Raw genomic sequence first — 26,005 nt, forward strand, 5'->3', positions numbered from 1 at the left:
CGCATGAAAGATAAAAATACCCGCATGAGCATCACCACCGAGCCGCCGAACCGCGCCAGTGCACTACCCCCGCTCGGGCAGGGCGCGCACACCCGCCGTCTAGGGGTTATCGCGCTGGTGGCAACCTTCGGTGGGCTCCTCTTCGGGTACGATACCGGCGTTATCAACGGCGCCCTCGACCCCATGAGTCGCGAACTCGGCATGGACAACACCATTCAAGGCTGGGTCACAGGCTCCCTCGCCTTCGCTGCCGCCCTCGGAGCCATGGTCACCGGGCGCATCTCAGATGCCATCGGACGACGCAGAACCATCATCGGACTCTCAATCCTCTTCATCGCGGGCGCGCTCGCATGCGTCTTCACTCCCAGCATTGCTGTACTGTTGATGGGTCGTACGATGCTCGGGCTCGCTGTGGGAGGCGCATCCGCAGTCGTACCCGTATTCCTCGCCGAACTTGCACCCTACGAAATTCGCGGCTCACTCTCCGGGCGTAACGAACTCATGGTCGTCGGAGGGCAGCTAGCCGCATTCATCGTGAATGCCATCATCGGCAACCTCTGGGGCGAACACGATAGCGTATGGCGGTGGATGTTCGCCGTCTGCGCCCTGCCTGCGCTCGCGCTTTTCATCGGTATGCTGCGCATGCCCGAATCCCCACGCTGGCTTATCGCGCAGGGGCGCACCGAGGATGCGCGCGCTATTATGCGGCGCATCCGCCCCGCCGAACGTGCTGATGCCGAAATTGCGGACATTGCGCGTTCACTTGAGGAAACGCGCATCCAAATCGGCACGGAGACTAGGGGTAGCACGGGTAAAATCCTGCGTGAAAAATGGTTTGTGCGGATTTTGCTGGTCGGTATTTTGGTGGGTGCCGGGCAGCAGCTCACCGGTATTAACTCCATCATGTACTACGGCATTAAGGTGCTCAAAGAAGCTGGGTTTGACGAGGGCTCGGCGCTCATTGCGAATATCGCGCCGGGCGCTATCGCCGTGGTCGGCTCAATCTTTTCGCTGCGCATGATGGAACGCGTGAACCGCCGCACGATGGTGATCGCTGGGTATTCGCTGACCGCGTTTTTCCACCTGCTGATCGGGGTAGCGTCTATGCTCCTGCCGGAGGGCAGCCCCGCGCGTCCCTATATTATTCTGGCGCTTGTGGTTGGGTTCGTGGGGTCGATGCAGACCTGCCTGAACGTTTCGACATGGGTGCTGATGAGCGAGCTGTTCCCGCTTCGGGTGCGGGCGGTAGGCATGGGCCTTTCCGCATTCTGCGGGTGGATGATGAACGGTCTGCTTTCCCTCGTATTCCCGGTCATTCTGGGTGCACTGGGACTGACCGGCTCATTCTTCGGGTTCATGGTAGTGAACGTGCTGATCGCCGTGCTTATGTGGCGTAACCTGCCCGAGACCCGCGGCAAAACCCTGGAAGACGTGGAGGCGGGCGTTATCTCAGGCGCCGCCTATCCGTTTGCGGCTACTCGGTAGACGGCACCCCTCTTAGCTCGCGAGCAGGTAGGATTTTGCCGAACAGGTAGGATTTTCCGACCTGCTCGTACCGAAAACCACCTGCTCACGGAAGAATAAGACCGCTGGATGCGGTTTACGGATTCTGTTTTAGAAAGGCTTCAAGAGAGATGCGATAACCATCATCTTCGGCACGGGCTTTACGCAGAGCCTCAATATCAAGTAGCTCTTCGTATTCTTCTACGGGGTCTAGACCAGTCATATGTCCTACTCAAGGTGATGTTATTGATAGAGAATGCTTGTGTTAGTCTTAACATATCTTCGCAAAGTTACCTGCGTACAGCGGAAGACTCAGCAGCGGCAACTACTGAGCCTTCCTGGTAGGTAGAGCACTATTTCAGAAGCTTAATGAGGCTTGAAGCAAAGCTCATGATGTACGAGACGACCTGAGCAGCTCCATCGGTAAGGGCAAAACTTACCAGGAGCGCTTGGGTCGTTTCTACGTAGTCGTAGAAAGACATCGTATCCCACCGCCTTTCCGCCCTGGGAATCTCCACAGGATATTCTTCGCAAAGTGGCTGTGGGATTACCCTGCAGAAAGGGCATTTCTAACTTTACTGTACGCATATGTCAAATTCTGCAAACGTGCGGTATATGATCGTCTTACGGGAGTAAACCGGCGATAGCTCTAGGCTTTGCAGACCCACCCAGCAAAGGCACTCCTATCCTGCGAGGGCGCGGGTTAAGTGATAGTGTCAAATATGTTATAACTATCCTTCGGTTGTGGTGCCGTCGCGCGATATTCCCGCTGCCGACTCCACGGATAGCGCACGGTCGCGCATACTTGACGGCACCCGCATACCTGTGACTTTTAGAAGGCAGAAAGTCGTGGCAGACAACGTAAAAAATGATTGGGATTTGCGCAGCGAAAAGGTTCAGAAGAACCAGGTAGCCGCTTATGACGAGATGCGCCGCCGCTGTCCCGTAGCGCACGACGAGTTCATGGGCTACTCCGTGTTCAAGAACGCCGATGTGCAGCATGTGCTCGATCATCCCGAAATTTACTCGAATGTCGTCTCGACTAGGCACATCGCCGTGCCAAACGGTATGGATGCGCCCGAACACACAACGTTCCGTGCCGTGAACGACAAATACTTCACCCCCGAACGCCTGAGGGAGTTCGAGCCGAAAATTCGTGAGGTCGTCAAGAACCTGGTGGCCAATCTGCCGCGCGGCACCGAGGTTAATGTGATGGACGGATTCGCGCAGGCTTATGCAATGCGCATTCAAAATGCGTTCATGGGCTGGCCCGTAAGCCTTGAGAAGCCGCTGATCGAGTGGATTGAGAAGAACCGCGAGGCTACGCTGCGCCGCGACCGTGAGCAGATCGGCAAGGTCGCCCTTGAATTTGACACCTATATTCGTGAGCTTCTGGATGTGCGCCGCGAGCAGGCTGCCGCAGGGAACCCGCAGGATGTGACCGCCGAGCTGCTGACCGACACCGTGCAGCTGCCCGGTCAGGAGCCGCGCACCATGACCGATGAAGAGATTGTGAGCCTGATCCGTAACTGGACGGTAGGGGAGCTTTCGACCGTTTCGGCGTGCGCCGGGATTATCGTGAACTTTTTGGCACGCAACCCGCAGGAGCAGGCACGGCTGCGTGAGTCACTGGGGGAGGGGCATACGGAGATCGCCGCTGCGGTTGAGGAGATTATGCGCCTTGAAGACCCGCTGGTGACGAACCGCCGCGTGACTACCGAGGATACCGTGTTGGGTGGGCGTACTATTCCGGCTAATTCGCGGGTGACGATTAACTGGTCGAGTGCCAACCGTGACGAGGACGCGTTCGAGGATGCGCTCGCCTATAACCCGCATCGTAACCAGTCCCGTAACTTGGTGTATGGCGACGGTATTCACGTCTGCCCAGGTGCGCCGCTGGCCCGCCTAGAGTTGCGCCTGCTCATGGAGGAGCTGCTGAAGGCGACCGAGAGTATTGTTCCTGGTGACGAGTCTGATGCCCCCGCCACCGAGAACGCGACCTACCCGATCTCGGGTTACTCGATGGTTAGGGTGGTGTTTGGTTAGGGAACTATAAAGGTTAGTCCGAGACCATATTTTATGGTCTCGGACTAACCTTTTGCTAAAGATATTTAAATAACTATCTAGAAACTTTTTGACAAAGAACCTTGCTGCTATTAGCAGTTAAAATAATAATAAACGGATTCTGCAAGAGTAGCCGGAGGCCACATCTTCCCATCTAGACGAGCTTTTAGGTTCTCGCAGGTTCCTGCTCCATTTACTTGCTCAAGTTCTTGTTCGCTGAGCTCTTGCAAGGTCATAGTACTTTCCTCCCGTTGATGATAACTTTTGAATCTACACACATTATATACATGATTGACTGCTTTAATGAACCTTATACATGTATATATTAGCTCATTAGGATTATTTATTCTTGTCTAAAATTTATAGCGTACCTTAATTAGGTTATGAAAGATGGGTAAGGCTCTTAATGATTTTATTAATCAGATAGCTGATATGCCACAGTTAGAGAAAAATTTTTAAAAATATTTTGTGCACACATATTCGTCTATAAACACTATTCATTTTCATGTATTTGAACATAGTTATTTATTTATGAAGGTGGGTTATTAATTTTCATCCTACCTTGATATCTCGATGTAAATGCTAATTTCGATCAGTGTATAATATATTTTATACATAAAATATATTATACACTGATTTCACCACAGATTCTCTTAAACTATCGTATGGATGGTCTTGAAACCAGTTATCGAGGTTGCTAGGTTTAACGTATCGGCTAACTTAGTCTGTCTGAAAGTTAAATAAAAATTTCAGGTTATTCTATGTTACTGATATGCCAGTGGGGTATTTTGTAGGTGTTGCCATATGAGTGCATGCCTTATTTAAGGTTGAGATCCTCTCATCTAATACCTATTGCCCTGAAATTTTTAATAATTGAAAGGAAATTCCAGTGCACAATGATAATATCATCCTGGAGGAACTCACTGACCAAGAGCTTAATGGCGTAAATGGTGCGGGTTACTGTGAGAATATGAAGGGTCGCGTTGAAGGTTCTGAGTGGCCTCCGGCTGGCCTTCTCGAAACCTTTTGGTACTACCGCAAATGCAAATAGTGTATAATAATTATTAATAATCATAGAGCATTTCTAGATATTATAAATTAAATGCCCGCTATACCTTCTTTCTGAAGGTGTAGTGGGCATTTAATTTGATAGTTTTTAAATAAAGTGTTTGTACTGTTCATGTCGAAAAGATAGTAAATATATACGGTTAAAATTTGTGTTAGGCATTTTGAAATTTGGAGATGTCTATTTTTCGAGGCTCTATACCCTCTCTAGTCGTGCGTCATTAAGGTCATCCCTAATGTTGTATCTAGCTTTTGAACGGATAATTTAACCTATTTCATAGCAATATGCCCTGCCCGGCAGATCGTGGTGATGGAACACGGACGGGTGGTACAGGTTGGCCGTCACGAGGATTTGATCTCGACTGATGGCCGATACTGGGAGTTATATTACCAGGAAGAAAAAGCAGCCGTGAGGAGTATGCATGAAAACCCTAGCCGTGATGAACGGACCTTGAAGTGGCTTTAGAGGCTGTAGCGGCGAAAAAGTTCCATCCAGTGATAGATTCGGTGTATTCCCCGGATCAAGCAGAGGAATTCCTGCGGCGTAGTTTCGGTGCAGAACCGCGGTTTGGGAAAGTCGTTATGGATATGCGCAGCGGCTCGCACAAGTAAATAATCTGAGCCGTAGAGCAACCGAAGAACGTGGATGCTGTCGCACAAGCGTGCTGCCTGGGCGACAGCATCCAAATTTTTTTGGTGCTTCTTCAAAAACCAGCGCGGCAAGTTCTCTATAAACCGCATAATATTTCACCCATAAAGTTTAAATTTCTAAGCAACAATACTCAGATTTCTCGGGAATTTTTAATGATTTTGTTATCTTAAAAATGATACCAAACCGTTACAAAAACTTTTTCAAAATTATTTTTCTAATAAAAAAACAAAAGTTATTTTAAATAATAAAAAACTTTCTAGGCGCTTTATTTTCTGAGTAAACTAACCTAATCCCTTGAAATTACAGCTTAAAATCGTAATGATTATTGTTTTGAATCACGTTTAAAATGCTTGACATCAATATTATTTACCATTTTAAAGAGTGCACAATAAATTTTTGACCCCTAGAGTACATCTTGAAACACGTTTATCAAGTTGTTACTGTAGAGTCACCGATTTCAATAGAGAGAAAACCGACTCTGATAAGGACTTTTGTTCCATGACCTTGCCGCATGATGAGAATAGAAGATATATCTCACCACCCCTATATGTCGCAGCCCGCGACGAAAGTTCATAGTCAATGAAGATGTGAGGCTTTTGTTGCTTGGCACTTGTAGCACACGCGGCATCCCCACATAATTCTGATGACATAGCTCTGGCAGCCTGTGTCTAATAGCTATGTTTACAGTGCTACAGAAATAAGTAACAAATTTTACAAACTTCCTTTCCTTGAGGCGTTAGCTCGCCGTAAGGAAGGGTAGTGGGTTCCAGGCGAATACTGTGGAAAAGCAAACACCTGGAACCCAGTCAGAGAATAGTTTGATGTCTTCAGCATCAAACTAAACACCGATAATACTATTCCTGAACGGATCAGGAATATTTAAGGAGGATAACCATGGCTAAGGATATCACGCTCCTGGAAGAGATCTCGGACCTCGACCTGGACCAGGTTAACGGCAGCGGTCACGGCGGCGGCTACAGCGGTGGCGGCTACAGCGGTGGCGGCTACAACGGCGGCGGCAACTACTGCGGTAACGGCTGCGGCAACTACAACTTCGGCTTTGGCTTCTGGGGCGGCAGCTCTTCCTAAGTCCGGGGAATAAGTAAATACGATAGATAAGGAGATACCAGGTGTTAATCAGGGAACTTCTTCCTGAACTGGATGATGAGCAATTCCGACGCCTAGAAACGTATGTATCTAGCACTTCGTTGTTAGAACGTTTGGGTACCGCATCCAATACTCCCGACTCCGAGTCTATCGTACGGTTGTCGGCTCCGGTGCTCAAAGCACTGGGGCCGACGGCCGAACCCTCCATGTTTCACGCGCTCATCGCCCAGCTTGCCGAGAGTGAGCGTGACAATGTTGAACGTGCTGTTGCCGCATCGGGCTACGCCGCACCGTCGCGGCTTCCCCTCCTAGTTAGTCAGTTTTTGGAGAACCTGACCGCGCGTTTGACTAATTTCTACCTCAGACCGCTGGTTGCGCACATCAAAAAGATCTCTTCGCAGGGGCTTCTGCACGGGAGTACACCCGAAGAACGGTATGAAGACTACTGCCGACGTTGGGGCGAAGAATTTAGTGACGACTTTTATGCAAGCTACCCGCTTCTGCCCGGCGTTCACGGCAGGACTATTGAGCAGTTTCATGCGATGATTGCCGAAATTTTTGAGCGTGTGAGCGCTCGTGAAGATGATATTCGCGAGCTTCTTAATGTCAAAGATGACGAACCCCTCAAACTCGAATCCTTCGGTCTGCCCAGAACCCGTTACGGCGGCGGACGCGCCGGTTGCCTTCTCGAATTTACCCAGGGCATGGTGGTCTACAAATCCCGCAATGTTGAAGGCGAATGGGTCTTCTGGAAAATCGTTCAAGACCTCGCCGCGCAGGGGGCTCCTTCGATGCGTGCAGCCCGCGTGATTCGGGGTGACGGCTATGGCTTCATGGAGTTTATTAAACGTGAAGACGCAGACTTTTATGCCGAAGATTTCCTTGGGGCTTGCGGGCGGCTGGCGGCTTTGCTCTACACCCTGCAGGCTAAAGACCTGCACGCTAAGAATTTGATACCCCTGCGCACAGAACCCGTTCCGATTGACCTTGAAACGATCCTCCACCCCGTACATATTTTGACGGAGGATATTCAAAGTCCCCCCGAAGGCAGCGTTTACCTGCGCTGGCTGCGCGGAATCGCATGCAGCGCATTTCTGCCTACCCGCCGCACACGCCGCGATATCTCGCTAGGGTTCCGCGACGTAGGCTTCCTGCACGGCGAACAGGGGACGAACCCCTTCCACGAGGTAACCGTCGCAAATCCCTTCCGTGACGATGCTGTGGCACGCATCAACCGCGAACCCAGCCCAGAGAACCCGACTACGGAAGACACAGATCGCGCCGAAGAAGCTAACGCCAGCACCCCGAAGGACCGGCGTATTTCTGAGGCAGCCCGCGCCCGCGCCTTCGAACGCGGATTCACGCAGATGTACCGGTGGGCTTGCGAGCACCGCGAAATCATGACCGAGGTGGTCCGCACGAATTGCTCCGGGCTGACGCTGCGTGCCCTGCTGCAATCCACCAGGTACTACACCCGAATCCTCAAAATGCTCAGCAGCCCCGAAGCGCTGGCCTCCGAAAAAGTCTTCGCCACGATCGCGCTGCGTGCCGCAACGCTGAGCAATAACCGTCCCCTTGAGATGATCGGGGCCGAAGTAGAAGCCCTCTGGCGGTTCGACATTCCCTTCTTCATGCATCGCACAGATGGCTCCGAGATCATATCTTTCGACGGGCACGCCGTAGGACTGACCATCGACAGCAGCGCGCTCGATGAAACCCTGGAACATATTGCCGCCCTCGACGAAGCAAACCTTGAAGAGCAGATTCAACAGATCTGGTCAGCCTTCGTATCGCCTTACCCGCCGGATCGCATACTCGCGGACGCATCGGCAGAGCTACTGTCAAACAGGCAGAGCGTGCAGCGTGAACGAGAACTCTGCGAGAGTATTGCCGACCGGCTAACAGCGACGAACCATCCGGGCGGCAGAGAGGAAGACGCCTGGACCTGGCTGGCGCCCACCCCCGGCCTGTGGCAGCAGCACCTTAGCGTATGGAACACCGAAGTCCTCGGCATAGACCTCTACACCGGCTCAACCGGGGCTGCACTCGCCCTCACCCAGGCCGCGCGGATGCTCGAAAAACCGGAATACACGCAGACGGCCCGTCGGGTACTAGACCCCATCGTGCAAGACGTCTTCGCTGACAGGCTTTTCAGCATTCCCCCCGAAACCTGCGACGGCATATCCTGCGGCGAAACAGGCATCGCCTTCGTACTCGCCGCTGCCGCAGAAAACCTTCAGGATACCCGTTTTGCTGAGGCAGCCGTCAAGGTTGGCGACCGCACCGCCGCACGCCTGGCGCAGGTTGAGCATCCTATGCCCGGGTACCTGGATCATCAGGTAGGGGCTGCCGCCCTGCTCTTAGGTTATAACCTCGCCACCGACCGCGCGGCTCTGCTGGCGGTATTAGACAGGCATGCCCAAGACATTATCGCCGGTATGGCAGAAGAAAACTGGTGGCACCGCAGTGGATTCGCCTACGGAATCAGCGGATCAATCTTCGCGCTCGCCCGCTGGAACCGCCAGATGCCCTCACCCGAACGTGCTCGCGAAGCCGTCGAAATTCTTCTGCGCCGCCTCAACGACTTCAACACCAGGGACGAGTGGCGTGCCCAGCTCACCGAGCATGCCAGCGGCGAAGAGCATGCCAGCGGCACTTGGTGTTCCGGCAGCGCGGGCATCGCCCTCGCGTTCGCGGCACTGCACCTGTGGATGCCCGAACTCGCCAGCCGCACCAACCTCGACTGCGCGGTACAGCATGCGTTCCGCACCGGAACCCGAAGCAACCTCACCCTCTGTCACGGCGACTTCGGCACCCTGGATGTACTCGCCTGGATAGCCGACCGGATCCCCGACGTGCCGTGTGCAGAGGCTATCCGGGATGCCATCGAGAACGGTTATAGCGCATCGGATATTCGGGCAGTCCTCGACGATAAATCCGTGCGCTACTCGCTGACTCCCTCGTTCATGGTCGGCACCTCCGGCGTGCTGTCCTGGCTGGCTCGCCGAGCAGACAATGCTCGCCCGTACAGCCCTCTTATCCCCGAGCCGTTCGAGGTTCGATAGTATGGGTTTTCCTGCTGTTCTTCAGGCGGCGAAGACCGAATGCGGGCTGGGCGTGGGGGCATCCGTCCTGCAGCACTACGGGCGCTATCAGACTATTTCAGACCTTCGCCTGATTGCCGAACCCGGTCGTGAAGGCCTCTCGATGCGCCAAGTGCGCGACCTTCTCGTTGAGGAAGGTATGGAGGTCAAAGCCTTCAGGGCGCCCTCTCTCGAACATCTTCGAGATATTGGCAAGCCGGTCATTCTGCACTGGAATAACTCCCACTACGTGGTTTTGGTGCGCATCCGTAAGGATCGCGTGCATATTATGGACCCCTCCACGGGAATGCGGGTGATGGACCTTCAGGAGGCTGAAGAGTCTTTTTCCGGCAGTATTCTGGTGCCATCTCCGCGGAAAGATTTCAAAAAGAAATCCCGCAGTGTCTTTCAAGATTGGCAGTTGGGCACCTTCTTCACGAAGAAAATGTTCGGTCAGTACGCGCTGTTCCTGCTGCTTCTCATCATCACCTACAGCGTTACCTTCGCCGTGCCCATGGTGATCCAAACCGTGGTGGATGCGCAGCTCAGGGGTGCAAGAAACACCGTCGTGGAAACAACGGTCGGTGTGGTAGTCGGTGTTATTGGCTACTACCTGGTTTCCATTGCACGCGCCGCAACGCTGGCGAGTATCGTCTCGTCCATCGGATATAAGCTCTTGGGCAATATGTTCGACAGGCTGCTGAGGCTGCCGTTGACCTATTTCGCGCTGCGTTCTCCGGGCGATATTCTCTACCGCCTTTCAAGCGTGAACACGCTGCGCAACTTCTTGTCTACAAGCCTGACCGAGTTCGTGATTAACATCGGCACGATGATTGTGATTCTCATCTTTATCGCCCAGCAATCGAGCCAGGTTTTGATAATCACCTTCGTGGTTCTTGCCGTGCTGATGCTGATCTGGTTCGTCACGGCGCGCCCCACCTCCCAGGCGCTCGACGCCGAGTATGCGCACGCCTCCGAAGCGCAGGTGGTTGAGCTTGACGCTATTAACACCATTGCAGCCATGAAGATGACGGGTTCCTCAACGCCCACCTATAACACCTGGCGCGAAGCCTATATGCAGTCGCTGGCGTCAATGCGCCGCCGCATGGTGCTGCAGCAGGGCGTGCTCGGATCTGCCGCATCCGTGGTGCAGCTGGGCGGTCCTCTGATTCTGCTGTTGGCGTCGATACCGCTGGTGAATGATGGAACGCTCACGCTCGGTCAGGCTATTGCGACCGAGGGTATTTCTGCGCTGCTGTTTTCGTCGGTCGCTTCGACGATGTTCGGCATTATGAGCATTATCGCGGTGGACCGCGCGGTTGCGCGTATCGTGGATATTCAGCGTTATGAACCGGAGAAGAGCACGGGATCTGTCACCGATATTGCTGATGGTGATCTTGACCTTGAGAACGTGAATTTTACCTATCCGGGTGGTAATAAACCTGTGCTGACAGATATCTCGCTGCGCGTGCCGGAGGGCCACGATGTTGCTCTCGTGGGTTCGTCAGGTTCGGGCAAGAGTACCTTGGCTAAGCTGTTGTGTTCGTTGTACAGACCGGTTTCTGGCACGATTCGTGTGGGCGGAATCGATGTTAAAGATTATTCTTTGGACGAGTTGCGTTCCCATATTGGGTATGTGCCGCAGCAGCTGCAAACCAGGTCGGGAAGTCTCTACGATAACCTCACGGCGGGTCTGGATGACGGGCGTAGTCGTGAAGAAATCGAGGAGAGTATTCTCGCGATGGGCATCCTGGATTTTGTGAAGGATTTGCCGATGGGCTTCGATACGATCATGGCGAGCGGCGGCGAGAACTTCTCGGGTGGTCAGCGCCAGCGCATCGCGATTGTTACGGCCCTGTTGCGGTACCCACGGATTTTGGTGTTGGATGAGGCGACCAGCGCGCTTGACACCGCGACTGAGCGGCAGGTGACGGAGCTGATTGCGCAGTATCAGTGCACGAAGGTCGTGGTGGCGCATAGGCTTTCAACGGTGCGCAATGCCGAGAATATCGTGGTCATGGAGGATGGGCGCATTATTCAGAGCGGACGCCACGATGACCTGATGATGGTTGAGGGACGTTACCGGGAGCTTTATTCTCAGGAAGAGCAGAGCAGCCAGGCGGGGTACATTTGGGCGCAGTGGCCCCCCACGAAGGTTTCTCGCCACGGCTTCGGTTTGGGAATGTTCACCTCGTAGCTCACGACTCTGTTGGATGCGCGGTGCACGCGGGGGTTCTGTGCGAGTGTTTCAACGGCACTGGTAGAACTGGAAGCGATTGCCCATCATCTCCTCTTGTGTGAACGTCCTGCAAGGGGCGTGCTGGACTATCCTGTGACTACTACAAAGCCGCGCCTGCCGCCGATGTAGTGGGAGAGCACCATGAAAGCAGCCAGAACAAGCTCTTGGAGATTATCATCGAGAATTTCGAGGGCGTAGTTGTATTTCAGAACAAAACCCGGGCGAGTAATTTTGGCGATGATCTTATCTTCCTGGGTTATCGTGAATTTGCCGGATCCGCTGCTTCCTTCCAGAAGGAATTCTGCATCGGCTGTTTTAATGCTGATGCTCGGGTGGAAAGGTTTCCACTCTAGCCTTTCTAGAGAAGCGCTGCTTCCCTCGGCAAAGTCTGCGGTGTAGTGGTGTTTGGCGTCTGGTACACGGCTGACCGTGATAACTTTTTCTTCGGTATCTGCCTTAGTGAAGACGACGCTTTTTCCACCGAGTCGGAGCCTGCCGTCGGTTTCATAGACTGGTTTGAAATCAGTGTTGAGGATGTTGTACCGGTATTCGGGGTAGGCCATCTTTGATTTGGCGTAGAAAGTAGTCATGGGTTGTGTCTTTTCGTAGAAAAATTAGTGGTCGTGGGGCTTACTTTTTCTGCGCGGAAGATTTTTTGTGTTCGCGGTACATCATCCAGAACCCGCAGACGATAAGAACCGCGCCGAGTATAAAAGAAGTCGTGAGATCGAGCGGCAATATACGACCGTCACCAATACGGGGTAGCGCTAAAACGAAAGTTGCTAGGGCAAAGACCCAGAGCGAAGACGAAATTTCTTTACGTTTTGGCTGTTTATCTTGGTGATCATTATGCACCATGTTCGCTCCTCTCATAGGTTGCCGACTAGGGGTTATGACATGTTGAGAGAATACGCTCACTAAAACATTATACTGTTCAAATTTATAGAGAACAAGCAATTTATGCATCATTTACGTTCATTGTTGTGCATAAAATATGTTCATTTATCGACTGTTTATAAAGATTGTCTGTACGTGTATTCAGTGGCTGATTGTCTTTATATGCGTGCTAGGTAGGGGTCGTCTGGGGGAGGGCTATCTCTAATAGGTAACTCTCAGTGATATTTATTTTAATGTTTACCCTGAGAAACTTTATCAAAATGTTATCTCATAGGTAATTTACGTTGCTCGTAGAAGATGTTAGCGTAAGAAACATAGTAAAAGTTGAATATAGTTCACTTATATTTAAATATAGTGTGTAGGTGATAAAAAACATTATTAAATTCCCTTTGTTTTCAGTGCTTGGTTGCTCTAGTATGTGAAGGAAAAGAAATGAAACAGGTTAATAATATTTTAATTTTTTCGTCTGCTGTCGTTCTAGTTCTATCAGGAGCTACACCTCCCGTGTACGCAGGAACTACAGAATCTCAAGATTTTGATGAGATCGTCTCTAGCGCTGGTTTGGATCCCTCCCAGGAGCGTGACCGCGCCTTGATCAAACAGGGTCTTGAAAAGGCAGCGCAGGAACGAAATGTTAGCTACGATACTGCGGTATCACAGGTGGCTCAAGAATCACGAGAGCATGATCAGGCTGATAACAGTTCGGGCGATAACGGGGGTGCCCTGGTTCCTCAGATTGTAAGCAGTAGTTCGGACGGCGACGGTCATAAAGTTGCTATGGGACGAGCAAGGTATAGGGGAGATGTTTTTTACTCTTCCAATAGTACATTGGGTTATGAACATGGGCACAATGGTATCTACGTTTCTAAAGATGAGTACATAGAGGCTACTACACCTGAGGTGCATCGTGTCGACTCTGAGTCTGAAGATGCGCCAGCTCCTGCTCATAAGTATTATGTGGGTGATGACGCAGACAGTTCTGAGAAAGATAAAGCTGCTGCTTTTGCCGAGGAACAGGTTGGTAAAGGATACAACTGGATATTTTTCGTTAATAAGTCGGTAAACTCAGACAACTATAACTGCTCGCAGTTAGTGTGGGCTTCATATAAGAGTGCAGACTCCAACATAGATCTTGATGCCGATGGTGGGTCAGGTGTATACCCGAAAGATATTGCTGATTCTCCATTGACGCATGAATACGAGACTAAGGAGTAGGCTTTCATATGGGGACTAGGGAAAAGATAACGGCAGCTTATCCGGGTACAAAGTTTGCCGCCCTCGGGGTGTTGCTCGCGTTATGTCTTACGACGTGTGGCACGCCGAAGGCGCAGGAATCTACAAGTCCGGAAGAGTCGTTGAAGAATAGCGCCCTAGCGGTCTCCGTTGCTGGTGACTACCGAGAAAGCAAGGACCCTGGAGGAGGTGTGGGCTTCTACGATCCGCACACCAACTCGTGGACTAAGCTATCAAACGAAGGCTCTCAGACCTCAGAAATTGACTACTATAACAACAAGCTATATTTCGGGGATAAAAAGAAGGATTATATTTTAGGAGACTCACTTCAAGGTTATGACAGGAATTACGAGTCTGTTTATAACGATGAAGTGTGGGGCTTGGATAATGGTGGGTTTGTAGCGGTCAAAAATATTGGCTATACCGAAGATAAAACCTCCTATATTTATAAAATAGTCACCCATGATGGGCAGAATACCGAAGTTCATACCTCGAATCGTAGTATTAGGAAGCCTGCGCGGTGCGCTAATGGCAGTGTATGGACTGTCAATAAAGAATCAAGTAATTCTCTTGGGCAGAAAGAGAACCAAGGAGACACAAAAGAGAAAAACGAACCGACTAAGCTGATTCGCCTATACCCCAACTTTTCCGATAATCCTGTCACCGAACATGCGCTTTCTCTTCCAGAGGAGGGGATGGATGGTATCACGTGTGTTGGGAATAAAGTCGTTAGCATAAGGGATACCTATCCTCCCGGCAGCGACCCGCAGAGGAGCAGCTCAAAAGATGTTACGGGATCGGTTCTTGAGGTGTTCGATACAGATACCGGCCAGGCATATGAAGTTCCTATAAGCGGTGACCATGCAGTGCGCGTGAACAATGACATGTGGGAGTCGAAGCAGGGGCGTTACCGTGCAATCGGTCGCGAAATATGGTGGCAGTCGGGCGATGGGACTATTATTTCTACAGATGTAGAAACCGGGAAAAATACCCGCCATTTCACCCTTAAAGACTATAAGAGGTCGAAAGATCAGGGTCTCTTTTATTGGTCTGATAACTACCTCTACAACATAAACTCAACGGACAATAAGGATACTCTGCGTATATACAGTCTTCACGAGAATAAGCTGATTAAAGAAAAAGAACTCCCCGACATGAAATCCATCTTGTCGAAGCATCAATTTACATATGCCATGGTGGTCACAAACGAGGAAGAGCTTCTCAAGCTATAAAAATAAGAAGGCTTATCCATAGGGTCTGTGAGCCCCAAACCCTGCCTTCGCGCGCCGCAGGTACTTTAGCCTAAGCCTGTTGGGCGGCGGAATTCTTCCGCAAAATCTATGAATAAGAATCTTGCGGTTTTAGCTTTCCTTAGACCCGGCGCGCGAAGACGGCACGACAGTAGGTATGGAGTCTGCGGCGAGAGCATCCGGCGCGGTAGAGTCTTGCTTGGAAGCCTGAGCTTCAATACGCACAATCTGCGACTGTTTAAACCGGTGATCCGGCGTGCAGGTCAGCTTATATTTTGTCTCGGAAAGATCGCGAATCTTCTGCACATAGTTCTGCGTCTCGGGGAAAGGCGGAATGCCCTTGTACTTCTCGACCGCGCCGGGGCCAGCGTTGTACCCGGCAAGCGCCAGGTCGAGCACCTCGTCGTCATTGTGGGCGTACTTACCCAGCCGTTTCTTAAGCGATTCCAGGTAGCGGCCCTGCGCATCAATTGAATTGTGCGGATCGAGAATATCGCCGCCGTTACCCCAATCCTTCCAAGCCTCATCGGTGAACTGGGCTACGCCTCGGGCACCCGCGCTCGAAGCCGCATTGATGCGCCAGTGGCTCTCAGTTTCAAGCTGTGCCGCGATCACACCCGGGCGGATATTCGCTGCCTGACCGGCCTTGCGGAGATCCTCGTGCACCTCCTCCGGTGCTTAGGTCAAGTCGGTCATACCACAGTAGTCGTCGTAGGTGGCGGCGAGCCCCACCACACCCGTACCCAGGAGCAGCGCGGAGGCAATAATCTGCCAATGCGCCAGCGCCCCGGCGGTCACTTTCGTGAAGATGTTCTTGCCGGATGCGGTCTTGAGTGAGCTCTTCTTCGCCATTCCTCTAGCCTAGCACCCCAGCAAGCCTGACTGGCGCGGTTTTCACGGATCGGAAAGCAAAATTCCTGTCTCCATATCGTCCCTTGATCTAAGCGCTAGTATCCGCACAGGAACGAAGGGGTAGGCAAGAACCGACAGACAGAACCTACCGAGCCTCAATACCGTCGGGGAGGTCATCGCTGGTGAGATAGTAACCATTGGGCCAGATAACGCTCCAGGTGACGGCTCCGCTGCCGCCTTGATCCCCCGAAGAACGTGCGACCGCGCGAACAACAAATACACTCTGTGGCTTATCCATACCCGGAATCTTGACCTTAGCCTCGCGGTAATCCCGCACCTGAATATAGGTGCCGGGTTCGGGGTAGAGCCATTTACGTGCGTACTGCTCCGCCTCCTGCATGGTCTTCAGGCGCACCTTGGAATAGTCAAATGTGCAGTCAGCCTCTCCATCTGCCACCTGCTGGTAGGATACGTCCTCCGGGCATGTGGGTTCTTTCCCCGGGGATGCGCTGGCAGACCCACTGGCACTGGGGGCGGCGCTTGTAGCATCGGCTTTATGTTGTTCCTGCCCAGCGTCAGATGAAGTGCTCGGCGACGGTTTGGCGGTATCTGTTGCGGAGGGCGAAGCAGATTCCGAGGGCGAATCCTGCGCTCCCTGCGACTGCTGCGGCTGTTCCGGTGCGGGTGCCGCCTGCGCGCTCTGCTCAGAAACCTGCGGGGTCTGTACCGGGGCGCTTGATGCTGGCGCGGAACTTGTGGATACGCTGGGCGTCGCCGTTCTGTCGGGTGTCGCCTCGTTCCGCTGTGTGCCTTTATAAAGCAGGAACATTAGGGTCAAGAACGCTACAATCGCTAGTGCTATGAGAGCGTATTTACGGATTTTTGCCACGGAGTCTACCTCGTCATCGGTGTTAAGCACTGAGGGTTTTTCTTTAATGGTATCCGTGGAAACTATAAATATGTAGGGGTTTTCCCCGCTGGTATAAATACAGGGTTTTGCGGTGGGTAACTGCAACAATTAAGAATATGACTACGACAGAAACCACCGCTGAAACTCCAGCCGTGTCCACCAAAAACCTGTTCAAAACCTACGGTCGGGGTGAGGCAACTGTGCATGCCCTGAATAATGTCACTATTGATTTTGAGCGGGGTAAGTTCACCGCGATTATGGGTCCTTCGGGCTCGGGTAAATCAACGCTGATGCAAACCCTCGCCACGCTGGATACTCCCGATCATATTCCAGAGACCAGCATCCGTATAGGTACCACCGAACTGTACGGGCAGAGGGATAACCAGCTGACCGAGTTCCGGCGTGAGCACGTGGGTTTTATCTTCCAGGCGTTTAACCTGGTGCCTACCCTGACCGCTGGGCAGAACATTGATTTGCCACTGGGGTTGGCGGGTAAGAAGCCGGACCCGGCCTGGCGTGAATACCTGGTCAAAACCCTCGGTCTGTCAGACCGGTTGGGTCATCGCCCCGAGCAGCTTTCAGGTGGTCAGCAGCAGCGTGTTGCTATTGTGCGTGCGCTGCTCTCGCGCCCGGAGGTGGTGTTTGCTGATGAGCCCACCGGTAACCTCGACTCAAATTCGGGTGCTGAGGTGCTCAGGCTATTGCGGGATGCCGCCACTGAACAGAAGCAGACGATTCTGATGGTCACCCATGATGCGCATGCTGCTTCGTATGCTGATCGTGTGGTGTTTTTAAAGGATGGTGCGATTGCTGGGGAGATGCTGAATCCTACGCATGATGCTGTGCTGCAGGCGATGGGACAGCTGGAAGGGTAAAGCATCCGCACATCTAACAGGAGGGGAAATAGCCGCATGTCTACTATGTCTAAACGAACTAATACATCTCTGAATACGGTGGCGCGCTCTAACTTGCGCGCTTCTAAAGGTAAGTACGTTCTGACTGGCATCGGCATAGCGGTTGCCTCATTCTTTATTGCCGCCATTATTGTGCTCCTCGGCTCGCTACAGGGAACTATAGATGCCGCGATAGGAGATGCGCTCTCAGAGGACGATAACGTGGTCCTCTCGGCTGGAACTAACAACCCAAATAATTACACGGCGAACCATTACCTCACGCCCGAAAATCTCGACACGATCACCAACGACCCTTCGGTTCAGCGCACCTGGGTCATATATGACGGGCAGGGTAAACTCGGCACCGGAGAAAACTCAGCAAAGGTGCGGTATACACCGGCTCCCACCGACACCGAGCTCTTCCCATTCCCCATTGACGGCAAACTGCCGGGCACAGACACCGAGCTGTTGATCTCAAAAGAATTCGCCGAAAAACACAACCTGCACCTTGGCTCAACGGTGACCTCACCGGATGTCGTGGCAGCTATTACCGACCCTAATACCGGTGCCACCAAGGAATACACCATTGCTGGTATTTTCGACACCGGGTTCTCCGGCTCATTCTCAAACGATAACGTTTATATTGGTGGTACCTCCTATCAGAACACGGCAGATGAGGCACTCAAACAGCTTGACCCGAAATCTATGGAGGCAGCACAGCTACCGCACCCTAGCATGACGTTCGTCCAGTTCAAAGGTGACGATGACGCCCACGCACGCACCGAGCTACAGAAAAAGCTAGCTACCGGTGATCAGAATACCGAACCCGTGGTGAAGTCAGGTGGGGAGTACCTGCAGGATCTCAAAGAAGAAACCTCACAATTCTTTGCCTTTATCGGCGTGATTCTAGGGGCGTTCGCGGCGCTCGCCCTGCTGGTCTCATCTTTCGTTATCTCGAATACGTTCGCAGTGCTGGTCGGTCAACGCATCCGCGAGTTGGCGCTACTGCGCACCCTGGGGGCGCACGGGAAATCCCTGGTGCGCATGCTCTTAGTTGAGGCGCTCGTGGTGGGGGTTGTTTTCTCCGCTATCGGCGCTGCGCTCGTCTACCCGGTCGCAGCGCTCGTCGGTGTGCTGTTTAAAGATTTCATGGTCTCGTATAACCCGCTGGCGTTCGTGGTGGGTGTGGTGGTCTGCACGCTCGTAACGGTTGTTGCATCGCTCGCCCCGGCACGTAGCGCCCTGAATATTTCGCCCATCAGCGCCTTGGGGGAGGGTACCGCCCAAGCCGTGAAGAAGCCGGGCATTGCGGGTCTGATCCTGGGCCTGATTGCCGCCGTGGCAGGGGCAGCAGCAGTTTGGCAGTCGCTGAGTCTGACCAGTGCCCCGGATGCAGGTGCGCAACAAAGCAGCGCCGGGGTGCTGTTGGTCATGGTTGCGGCGTTGCTTTTGGGCGTTGCCGTGTTCTTACTCCTGCCGTGGCTGTTGCCGCCACTGATTCGCGTGTTTGGTTCGGTGATCCGCTCCCAAACCGGGAACTTGGCGGTCGCTAACGCGCTGCGCTCGCCTAAGCGCACGGTTTCGACCGGGCGTGCCGTGTTGGTGGGTGTGCTCGTGGTGTCTGCAGTACTGAGCGGGTACTCCATTATGACCGCATCTACGGCGAAATCCATGGACCGTGCCTATCCCGTCTCGGCGACGGCAACCTACGGGACCGGTGGCGGCACGGGGGCTGAGAGCCTTGCCAAGGCGCACTCGGTTGCCGATAAAGTGCAGGGGATTAAGAATGTCGAAAGCGTTGCGGTGGCTCCAGCCGCCGGTGCCCTAGAGTACACCCTCACGTCGAAAGATGGCAGCCAGTCAATGAGTAGCACCGCGAGTATGGTGGCGCTTAGCCAGGAAGACTTCGCCAAGGTTATTCCGGCTGAGGGCAGGTACCCGACTGAAGATAACACGGTGCTTGTGCCCGAATCTCTGTATAACGATGCGGGCTTTGACGATTCCACCCGCCTGAAGGCACGCGGACCCTTGGGAGAGATTGAACTCAAGCCTATTAAGTCGACCAGTAAGATCGTGAATCTGTACGTGGTGAACCCAGCCACCGGTGCTAAACTGCAGAACCCGGATGACCCGCAACCCTTAACCCCGCAGCAGTCCGGAGAAGCTGGGGAACAGTCCCAAGGTTCAGCCGCACAGGGGCAGCGGGGCGCATCCGCTGTTCCAGGGGGTGTGAATCCCTCAGCCGGGGCGGAGACTATGGTGCTGGTACACGCTAAATCCCCGCTGACCGCTACTGAGAATTCCACGCTACAGGATCAGCTTAATAAGGCTAATGACGGCAACGAGTTCACCGGCGGTCTACAACAGCGCAGTCAGCTCGATCAGATTCTGACGATCATGCTGGGGATCACCCTGGGTCTTCTCGCCCTCGCCGTAGTGATCTCGGTGATTGGCGTGGCAAATACGATGACTCTCTCGGTCAATGAACGCCGCCGCGAGAATGCGATGCTGCGTGCATTGGGGCTCTCCCGCAAGCAGCTGCGCCGCATGATTTCGGCGGAGGCGGTACTAATCACCCTCGGCGCGGTGGCGTTGGGTATCCTCGGGGGCGTCTTTATCGGTAGCGTGAGCGCAAAGGTGGTGCTTGCTGCAACAGACCAAAAGGTGGAGTTCGTGCCGGATCTGCCGTATCTGGGTCTGGCGCTGATACTGCTGGTGGGTCTTGCATCAGCATTGGTTGCATCCGCTCTGCCGGCGGCACGGTCGGCTCGGATGTCTCCGGTGGAAGGACTCGGCAGCTAGCTAGTACCGCTGAGCTCAGACTTTTGTCATGGTTGTGTTTTGAAAAGGACCACAACCATGACAAAAGTCTGGGAAGACAGTAGGGGTGGCAGGGAGTCGACAGCGATAATCCCAGCCACCTCCCCGACTGCCCGGACTACTTATCCGTCACCTTGATGTGCCCCATGGCGCCGCGTTCCATCTCGGCAAACTGGTGATTCACGAACGTGTACGTGCCGGGTTCGCGGAACTGCATCTCAACGAACCCGCCCTGCGCTGGATCCAAATCGAGTGCCTGCGAGTGACCGCCGGTTTCCCCATACGGGTCTCTGCCGTCCCGAAGCAGGTAGCCGCCTTCCTTATAGACGGTGTCAAATTGCGAGCCGACTACGTGGAAACTCATGCCCTTCGACGGTCCCGCAGCCAGCAGCCAGATGCGCACGCGCTCGCCGGTTTTCACCTCCAAAGGCTGATTCACATACTGGGTGGCGTGCCCGTTGAACATGGTGAGTGAGGGGGTGCCCGCCGCAATGCCGTCAGAGGAAACTTCGGCAAGCTTATTGCCGTCAGCCGCGGTCTGCCCCGTATCGGTCAGGTATGTTTCATTCTGAACCATCACATACTCATGATCTACCGGTTCCAGATTCGGCGGGTCGATAATGACGGCACCGTACATGCCTGCCGCCATATGCAGACTCATGGGCGCGGTCGAGCAGTGGTACAGCCAAATACCAGAGCCGGTAGCCTCAAAACGGTAGGTCAGCTTCTCGCCCGGGGCAATGGTTTTCATCGTGTTATCGGGCGACACCATGCCCGCGTGGAAGTCGAGCGAATGCCCCATCGAACCGTTGTTCTCCAGGGTAATCTCGAAGACATCGCCCAGCTTACCGTGCAGCACCGGGCCCATATACGAACCGTTGAATGTCCACGCCTTCACATCAAGCCCGGGTGCAATCTCGCGGTCGAGCTCCTGCACATCCATGGTCATCTTGTGCACGGTCTTACCGTCACGTTTCTCGCCCGCAGGCACGGGACGCAGTACCGGATCACGACGCTCATGGTCCTTGCCGGGGGATGCGTGCATATCAATATTCGCGTTCTGCGCGGTCAGCAGATTCGTGTTTGTGCCCGAGCCATTTGACCCGTTATTACCGCCTGAACCACCCCCGTGATGCCCGTTCGCCTGCAGGTTATTGCCGGTGGTTTTCACGTGAAATACCATGCCCTGCTGGCGGTGCCCGGCCACCGAGCACCAGCCCTCAAGGTCGGAGGTCACCACGCCAACATCCACACTCTTCGTCTCACCGGGGTTCAGCGTTCCGGTCTTCGCACCGTTGGCGAAGGTGAGGTCGTGGGTCATGCCCTGATCGTCGTTCGTCACCTCAATCACCAGGCGGTTACCCACCGGAACCTGCGCGGTATCGGGCGTAAACCGGTAATTCGAGGTTGCCTTGACCTTCAGCGTTGTGGTCTGTCCCGTGCCGGTCGCCGTAGAACCGCCTATAAAGTTGAAGCCTACCGAGCTGGGGTCGGCCGCAATACCCAAGGTCAGCGCCAGAATCACAGCAAGCGCGCCGAAAAGGGTCTGCCGGGTATGATTCACAGGTTCCTGTTTGACATCCGTAACAGGGGCAGGCTTCTCACCGCGCGCCCGCGCCGCCATCATCTCTTTACGGGTATTGACCGAGGCCTTAACGCCGCGCACCATAAACGGCAGGAACGAAGCCAAACCGAGCGCACCCACGGCAGAGACAGCGACCTTCACCCAAGAGCCCGTAAGCGCATTCGGCAGCATGAAAATAATGAGGCTCAAGTTCACAACCGTCACACGCCCGGCGGCGAGCCTACTAAATTCCTTATTGGATGCGCGCACCACGGCGGGACCGCCGCCCATACGCTGGGGAAGCAGGTAACTCATAGCCCCCAGAAGCACCTGAAGCAGGAAACCCGCCACGAAAATGGGGGTAACCTCGCTCATGCGAAGCTCCTCAAACGGGGTGGTGAACACCAAGCCAGCAGTCCACACCACGCCGATAATAAGCCAGATAAAACCTGCACCCACCGACATTGGTGGGAACTCTGTGGGGCGCTTCGTGCGAAGGGTTCGCACCATCACCCACGCCACGATCAGCAGCCCCAGCAGATACACGAGCAGGCCCGCGCCCGCGAGGGGGCGCATCCCGACAAGCGAAGCGAGTGTGGTAACCCCAACGCCCACGCACATCAGTATGAGGGCGCGCACGCTGGTTCCCAGGGCATTTTCGACCATCTTGGTGCGCAGCATCGTAGGCCAGAAGGTAATAAGGGTGCCAACCACTGTAATACCCACGAACCCGAGAACATTCACGGCTTCATGCGCAAGCATAAACTGCGAATGCAGCGTGCCCCGCAAACCAGGCAGGGCCGTCATCGCGCCTAGCACGGCACCGACGGGAAGCAGGAACGCCGCAGCGATATAGAAACGAATCGTAGCGCCAAACCGCGAGGGAAGCGCCTGTTTGACCTGGCGAAGAAGCGCATAACCATGCCAGGCGACCATAGCACCCACCACCAGCGCCCCGACAACCGTCAGGGGATAAAACTGCGGCATGAGATCCTGCAGAATCATGCCCGCCATCAGCAGCACAATACCGCCGTTAAGCGCAAAAATACGTGTGACCTGAATACCGCGGGCCGAATCAGGAATCTTAATTTTCATGAGCGCTTCGGTGAAGTGCTGGCTCCAGATCAGAATCGAATTCGTAATCAGCCCCAAAGTCACCATATGCACAATCAGCCAGCCGCCCTTGGGGATAAAGCGATGCACCAGAATTGCGATAATAACGCCAAACATCCAGTACGATACCGGTTTCGATGCGCGGCGGTGCCAACTACCCCGACCGGAGGCACGCTTAGCAATCTCCTCGGGCGTTAGCGAGGCGCCGGGGATTTCGGTGGGGCGCATCCCAATTGTGAGTCCATCGTTGCCGGAACCTGAAACATCGGCCCCGGACCGTGCAGAACTTTGCGCCGCGCTCGGCTTTGAGGATGTGCCGCCACGACCGGTATCGCGGCCGGTTGATCCTTCTGAGTCAGAACCCGAGGGAGTGGGATTATGGGGATTCTCGCTCACGGTGTTGTCTTTCGATCGCTTTTAGTCACAGTGCATATAGTTCCATTATATTGCCCGATTCATGCGAATTTTGGCTTTGCGTGAGCCGTCATACAGTAAGGTACCGGCGAGTGGTAAACGCTAGAATAGCCCTATGAAGTATCTGACTCTCGCCCCCCTAGCCGCCGTTTCCGCCGTAATGCAAGCGCTCGCTATTTACGCTTACGACCAAGATGGAATGGCGGTGGCGGGGCAGATCTTCTTCCCTGTTCTCTTTACGCTGATGGCGTTGTACCTGATGATGAGGAATCCGGGAGGGTCTGCCAAACAGCTTGTGGTGGTGGTCCTTGAGCTGGCAGTTTTCGCCGTCACGATGGTGGGGGTAAATCAGAAAAATCCTTATCTGTACCCCTCGATTATCGTCTACTATGCGTCGTTCGCGGTGCTTGCCTTAGAGGTTGCGGTGCGCATCGCCGAGATGCCCAAGAAGGTGAAGGTTCAGGACGATAGCGAAGACCCCGAGTCTTCCGATCAGGATGCGCCCGCCGAGGGCAACGATGATGCCGCCTCCGTAAAAACCGATGAAAAACCCGCGGCGAAATCTTTGGCGGCAACAAAACCGGCAGGTCATGGACTGCGGCGCGCCCGAGCTCAACGCGGTACGCACTTGGTGGCGAAGGTGAAGCCTCGTGAAGGTGCCGAGTCTTCCGGGCAGAGTTCTCAGGGTAAGACTCACGACAGCACGAAATCTGAGCCCGAAAAATCTTCGGAAAATAATTCTGACTAGTATATATTTTGTATTTGGAATATAACGTGGGTGGCTTGTTCGCATAGGGTGAGGAACCGCATTCGCTGCACGTCAGCGATTGATGCGTGCATCCCGCGACCTAATCAATATATTTAACGTAAGCAGATGTCGCCCCAGAAAGACAGGCTCTCATCTGGGTATATGCCCGAAGGGGAATATAATCTTTCGGCGAACAGAATATCCACGCTACACTAAAGGGCGAGAACTTCAGCTCAGTAAGACAGGTACTAATACGCCATGACTGAATCCCGCGCCCAGACTCCGGTTCTGGGCAAACTTGCAGTAGTGGCGCTCATCCTCATGGTGGTGGGCGGCTATATTTTTGAAGCCTTCGTGAACACCTACGGCGGTCTGGATTTTTCGATCTATCGCATGGGTGCCATGACCATTTTCGATAATGAAGGCTTCGATAAAGAACTTTATGGGCGCGCTATGGTGAGCATCGGCGTGCTGGATTTGCCGTTCACCTACCCGCCCTTTGCGGCGCTAGTCTTCCTGCCGTTCGCCTTCATACCGCTCAAGGTGGGTATGGCGATTATGGTGCTTATTACGACCGCCGCCGCCTGGTGGCTCTCCAGCATCATGTACTCCTATGCCAATGCGAATAACCGACCCTTACCGCTTCAGGATAAGCTCGGGCGTTACGGCACGATCGCCGCACTCACCATAGTGGTAATGCTCTGCGGCCCCTGGCGGCGTACCTTCGACCTTATGCAGATTAACCCCATCATTATGGTGCTGATTCTTGCCGATTTTCTGCGCCCGGCAACACGTGTGCCGCGCGGAGTACTTATCGGTATCGCTGGCGGTTTGAAACTAACCCCGCTCGTATTCGGACTTATTCTGCTGGTGCGCCGCGACTGGAAGGGCATTATCACCCTCGGCGCAACCTTCCTCGCCACCATTGCTCTTGGCTTTGTTCTGCTGCCGCAAGAAGCCCCGCAGTACTGGTTCCACGCGGTTTCAGATCCTTCGCGTGTGGGCGATATTAACTTCGTCGATAATATTTCGATTCAGGGCTGGCTTATGCACTATGGGCTGAACGGAACCGCCGCCAAGCTCTGTTTCTACCTGCTGGCGGTGCTCTCCGTCGTGCTCACCGCCGCGATTCTCTATCAGCTCGAACGCCGCAACAAGGTTCTCGCCCAGGTTGCGGTGACCGGGTTCCTCATGGTCAGCCTCTCGCCGATCAGCTGGTCGCATCATAACGTGCTTCTGCCGCTTCTGATTCTCGTGCTTATTGTGGATGCATTCGGCGAGTTCTTCACATACCTGCCGCCCGCTGCGATGACTGTGGCGCGCATCCTGACCTGGGTGGGCGTTGTGGGGCTCTATATTTCCCCGCGCGTGCTCGGCGGCATGACTCAGTGGAATATGAACGGGCTCGAATTCTTGGCTGCGCCGGGTGTTGCGCTGGGCGGCACGCCGATCGTGTGCCTCTTTATCGTGACCGTTCTGCTGTGGGGGTGGGCGGCCCTCACCCCGAAAGCACGCAGCGCTTCGGTCAAACCTGCAGCAGAGTCGGCAAACGCCCCGAACTCGGCATAGCCTTGCGAACCGCGCAGAAGACCCCCGCA

Annotated in this window: 19 protein-coding genes; 11 read left to right on the forward strand and 8 right to left on the reverse strand. The window is 53.9% G+C overall.

The features are described from left to right. The first annotated feature begins 3 nt into the window (after positions 1–3). Entirely contained in the window at positions 4–1,485 is a 1,482-nt protein-coding gene (locus tag HMPREF3164_RS06920; RefSeq protein ID WP_070449893.1) for a sugar porter family MFS transporter, read from the forward strand. Positions 1,486–1,600: 115 nt separating this feature from the next. Here the strand turns inward: HMPREF3164_RS06920 and HMPREF3164_RS06925 are convergent, their stop codons facing one another. Together HMPREF3164_RS06925 and HMPREF3164_RS06930 are read right to left on the reverse strand one after the other, a co-directional pair. Beyond that, positions 1,601–1,726: an antitoxin PHD gene (locus HMPREF3164_RS06925; protein ID WP_070449898.1), complete on the reverse strand. Its 126-nt coding sequence runs from the start codon at positions 1,724–1,726 to the stop codon at positions 1,601–1,603. A 130-nt stretch (positions 1,727–1,856) separates the two neighbouring features. After that, positions 1,857–1,985 (reverse strand): cell division protein FtsL, encoded by a 129-nt coding sequence (locus HMPREF3164_RS06930; protein WP_246822633.1) that lies wholly within the window; start codon positions 1,983–1,985, stop codon positions 1,857–1,859. 262 nt (positions 1,986–2,247) lie between these two features. Here HMPREF3164_RS06930 and HMPREF3164_RS06935 point away from each other — a divergent pair, with 262 nt between their 5' ends. From HMPREF3164_RS06935 to HMPREF3164_RS06955, 4 genes are all read left to right on the forward strand, one after another. Continuing rightward, on the forward strand, positions 2,248–3,549 hold the full coding sequence (locus HMPREF3164_RS06935) for a cytochrome P450 (protein WP_246822634.1): 1,302 nt from the start codon (positions 2,248–2,250) through the stop codon (positions 3,547–3,549). Between the two features lie 2,629 nt (positions 3,550–6,178). Continuing rightward, positions 6,179–6,373: a hypothetical protein gene (locus HMPREF3164_RS06945; RefSeq protein ID WP_070449908.1), complete on the forward strand. Its 195-nt coding sequence runs from the start codon at positions 6,179–6,181 to the stop codon at positions 6,371–6,373. Between the two features lie 41 nt (positions 6,374–6,414). Next, positions 6,415–9,456, forward strand: a complete 3,042-nt coding sequence (gene lanM / locus HMPREF3164_RS06950; RefSeq protein WP_070449911.1) for a type 2 lanthipeptide synthetase LanM — start codon at positions 6,415–6,417, stop codon at positions 9,454–9,456. A gap of 1 nt (position 9,457) precedes the next feature. Continuing rightward, positions 9,458–11,671: a peptidase domain-containing ABC transporter gene (locus tag HMPREF3164_RS06955; protein WP_070449914.1), complete on the forward strand. Its 2,214-nt coding sequence runs from the start codon at positions 9,458–9,460 to the stop codon at positions 11,669–11,671. A gap of 128 nt (positions 11,672–11,799) precedes the next feature. Here the strand turns inward: HMPREF3164_RS06955 and HMPREF3164_RS06960 are convergent, their stop codons facing one another. Together HMPREF3164_RS06960 and HMPREF3164_RS06965 are read right to left on the reverse strand one after the other, a co-directional pair. Beyond that, complete coding sequence (locus HMPREF3164_RS06960) at positions 11,800–12,303, reverse strand: LURP-one-related/scramblase family protein (RefSeq protein WP_070449917.1); 504 nt, start codon at positions 12,301–12,303, stop codon at positions 11,800–11,802. A 40-nt stretch (positions 12,304–12,343) separates the two neighbouring features. Then, positions 12,344–12,571 carry a hypothetical protein gene (locus tag HMPREF3164_RS06965; RefSeq protein WP_070449920.1) on the reverse strand — a complete coding sequence of 76 codons (228 nt, stop codon included), beginning with the start codon at positions 12,569–12,571 and terminating at the stop codon, positions 12,344–12,346. A 543-nt stretch (positions 12,572–13,114) separates the two neighbouring features. On the opposite strand from HMPREF3164_RS06965, the gene HMPREF3164_RS06970 reads away from it, so the two are divergent. Both HMPREF3164_RS06970 and HMPREF3164_RS06975 read left to right on the forward strand, forming a co-directional pair. Next, the gene (locus HMPREF3164_RS06970; RefSeq protein ID WP_168160758.1) at positions 13,115–13,825 is read left to right on the forward strand and encodes a YiiX/YebB-like N1pC/P60 family cysteine hydrolase; all 711 of its coding nucleotides are present in this window, start codon (positions 13,115–13,117) and stop codon (positions 13,823–13,825) included. An 8-nt stretch (positions 13,826–13,833) separates the two neighbouring features. Continuing rightward, a complete protein-coding gene (locus HMPREF3164_RS06975; protein WP_070449926.1) occupies positions 13,834–15,075 on the forward strand; it encodes a hypothetical protein in 1,242 nt (413 codons plus the stop codon). 129 nt (positions 15,076–15,204) lie between these two features. On the opposite strand, the gene HMPREF3164_RS06980 is transcribed toward HMPREF3164_RS06975, so the two are convergent. The 3 genes from HMPREF3164_RS06980 to HMPREF3164_RS06985 form a co-directional block, all read right to left on the reverse strand. Beyond that, complete coding sequence (locus tag HMPREF3164_RS06980) at positions 15,205–15,759, reverse strand: lytic transglycosylase domain-containing protein (RefSeq protein ID WP_246822635.1); 555 nt, start codon at positions 15,757–15,759, stop codon at positions 15,205–15,207. Positions 15,760–15,771: 12 nt separating this feature from the next. Beyond that, positions 15,772–15,945: a hypothetical protein gene (locus HMPREF3164_RS11370; protein WP_246822636.1), complete on the reverse strand. Its 174-nt coding sequence runs from the start codon at positions 15,943–15,945 to the stop codon at positions 15,772–15,774. Between the two features lie 145 nt (positions 15,946–16,090). Next, entirely contained in the window at positions 16,091–16,864 is a 774-nt protein-coding gene (locus HMPREF3164_RS06985; protein WP_239664717.1) for a peptidoglycan-binding protein, read from the reverse strand. A 107-nt stretch (positions 16,865–16,971) separates the two neighbouring features. Here HMPREF3164_RS06985 and HMPREF3164_RS06990 point away from each other — a divergent pair, with 107 nt between their 5' ends. Both HMPREF3164_RS06990 and HMPREF3164_RS06995 read left to right on the forward strand, forming a co-directional pair. After that, complete coding sequence (locus HMPREF3164_RS06990) at positions 16,972–17,730, forward strand: ABC transporter ATP-binding protein (RefSeq protein ID WP_048754632.1); 759 nt, start codon at positions 16,972–16,974, stop codon at positions 17,728–17,730. Between the two features lie 36 nt (positions 17,731–17,766). Continuing rightward, positions 17,767–20,550: an ABC transporter permease gene (locus HMPREF3164_RS06995; RefSeq protein ID WP_083297357.1), complete on the forward strand. Its 2,784-nt coding sequence runs from the start codon at positions 17,767–17,769 to the stop codon at positions 20,548–20,550. Between the two features lie 136 nt (positions 20,551–20,686). On the opposite strand, the gene HMPREF3164_RS07000 is transcribed toward HMPREF3164_RS06995, so the two are convergent. Then, complete coding sequence (locus tag HMPREF3164_RS07000; RefSeq protein WP_371440316.1) at positions 20,687–23,641, reverse strand: multicopper oxidase domain-containing protein; 2,955 nt, start codon at positions 23,639–23,641, stop codon at positions 20,687–20,689. A gap of 133 nt (positions 23,642–23,774) precedes the next feature. On the opposite strand from HMPREF3164_RS07000, the gene HMPREF3164_RS07005 reads away from it, so the two are divergent. After that, positions 23,775–24,407 (forward strand): hypothetical protein, encoded by a 633-nt coding sequence (locus tag HMPREF3164_RS07005; RefSeq protein WP_070449927.1) that lies wholly within the window; start codon positions 23,775–23,777, stop codon positions 24,405–24,407. Positions 24,408–24,665: 258 nt separating this feature from the next. Then, on the forward strand, positions 24,666–25,976 hold the full coding sequence (locus HMPREF3164_RS07010) for a glycosyltransferase family 87 protein (protein ID WP_070449930.1): 1,311 nt from the start codon (positions 24,666–24,668) through the stop codon (positions 25,974–25,976). Positions 25,977–26,005 lie beyond the last annotated feature (29 nt).

The sequence above is a fragment of the Rothia sp. HMSC08A08 genome (genome assembly GCF_001808385.1).
Taxonomy (GTDB): domain Bacteria; phylum Actinomycetota; class Actinomycetes; order Actinomycetales; family Micrococcaceae; genus Rothia; species Rothia dentocariosa.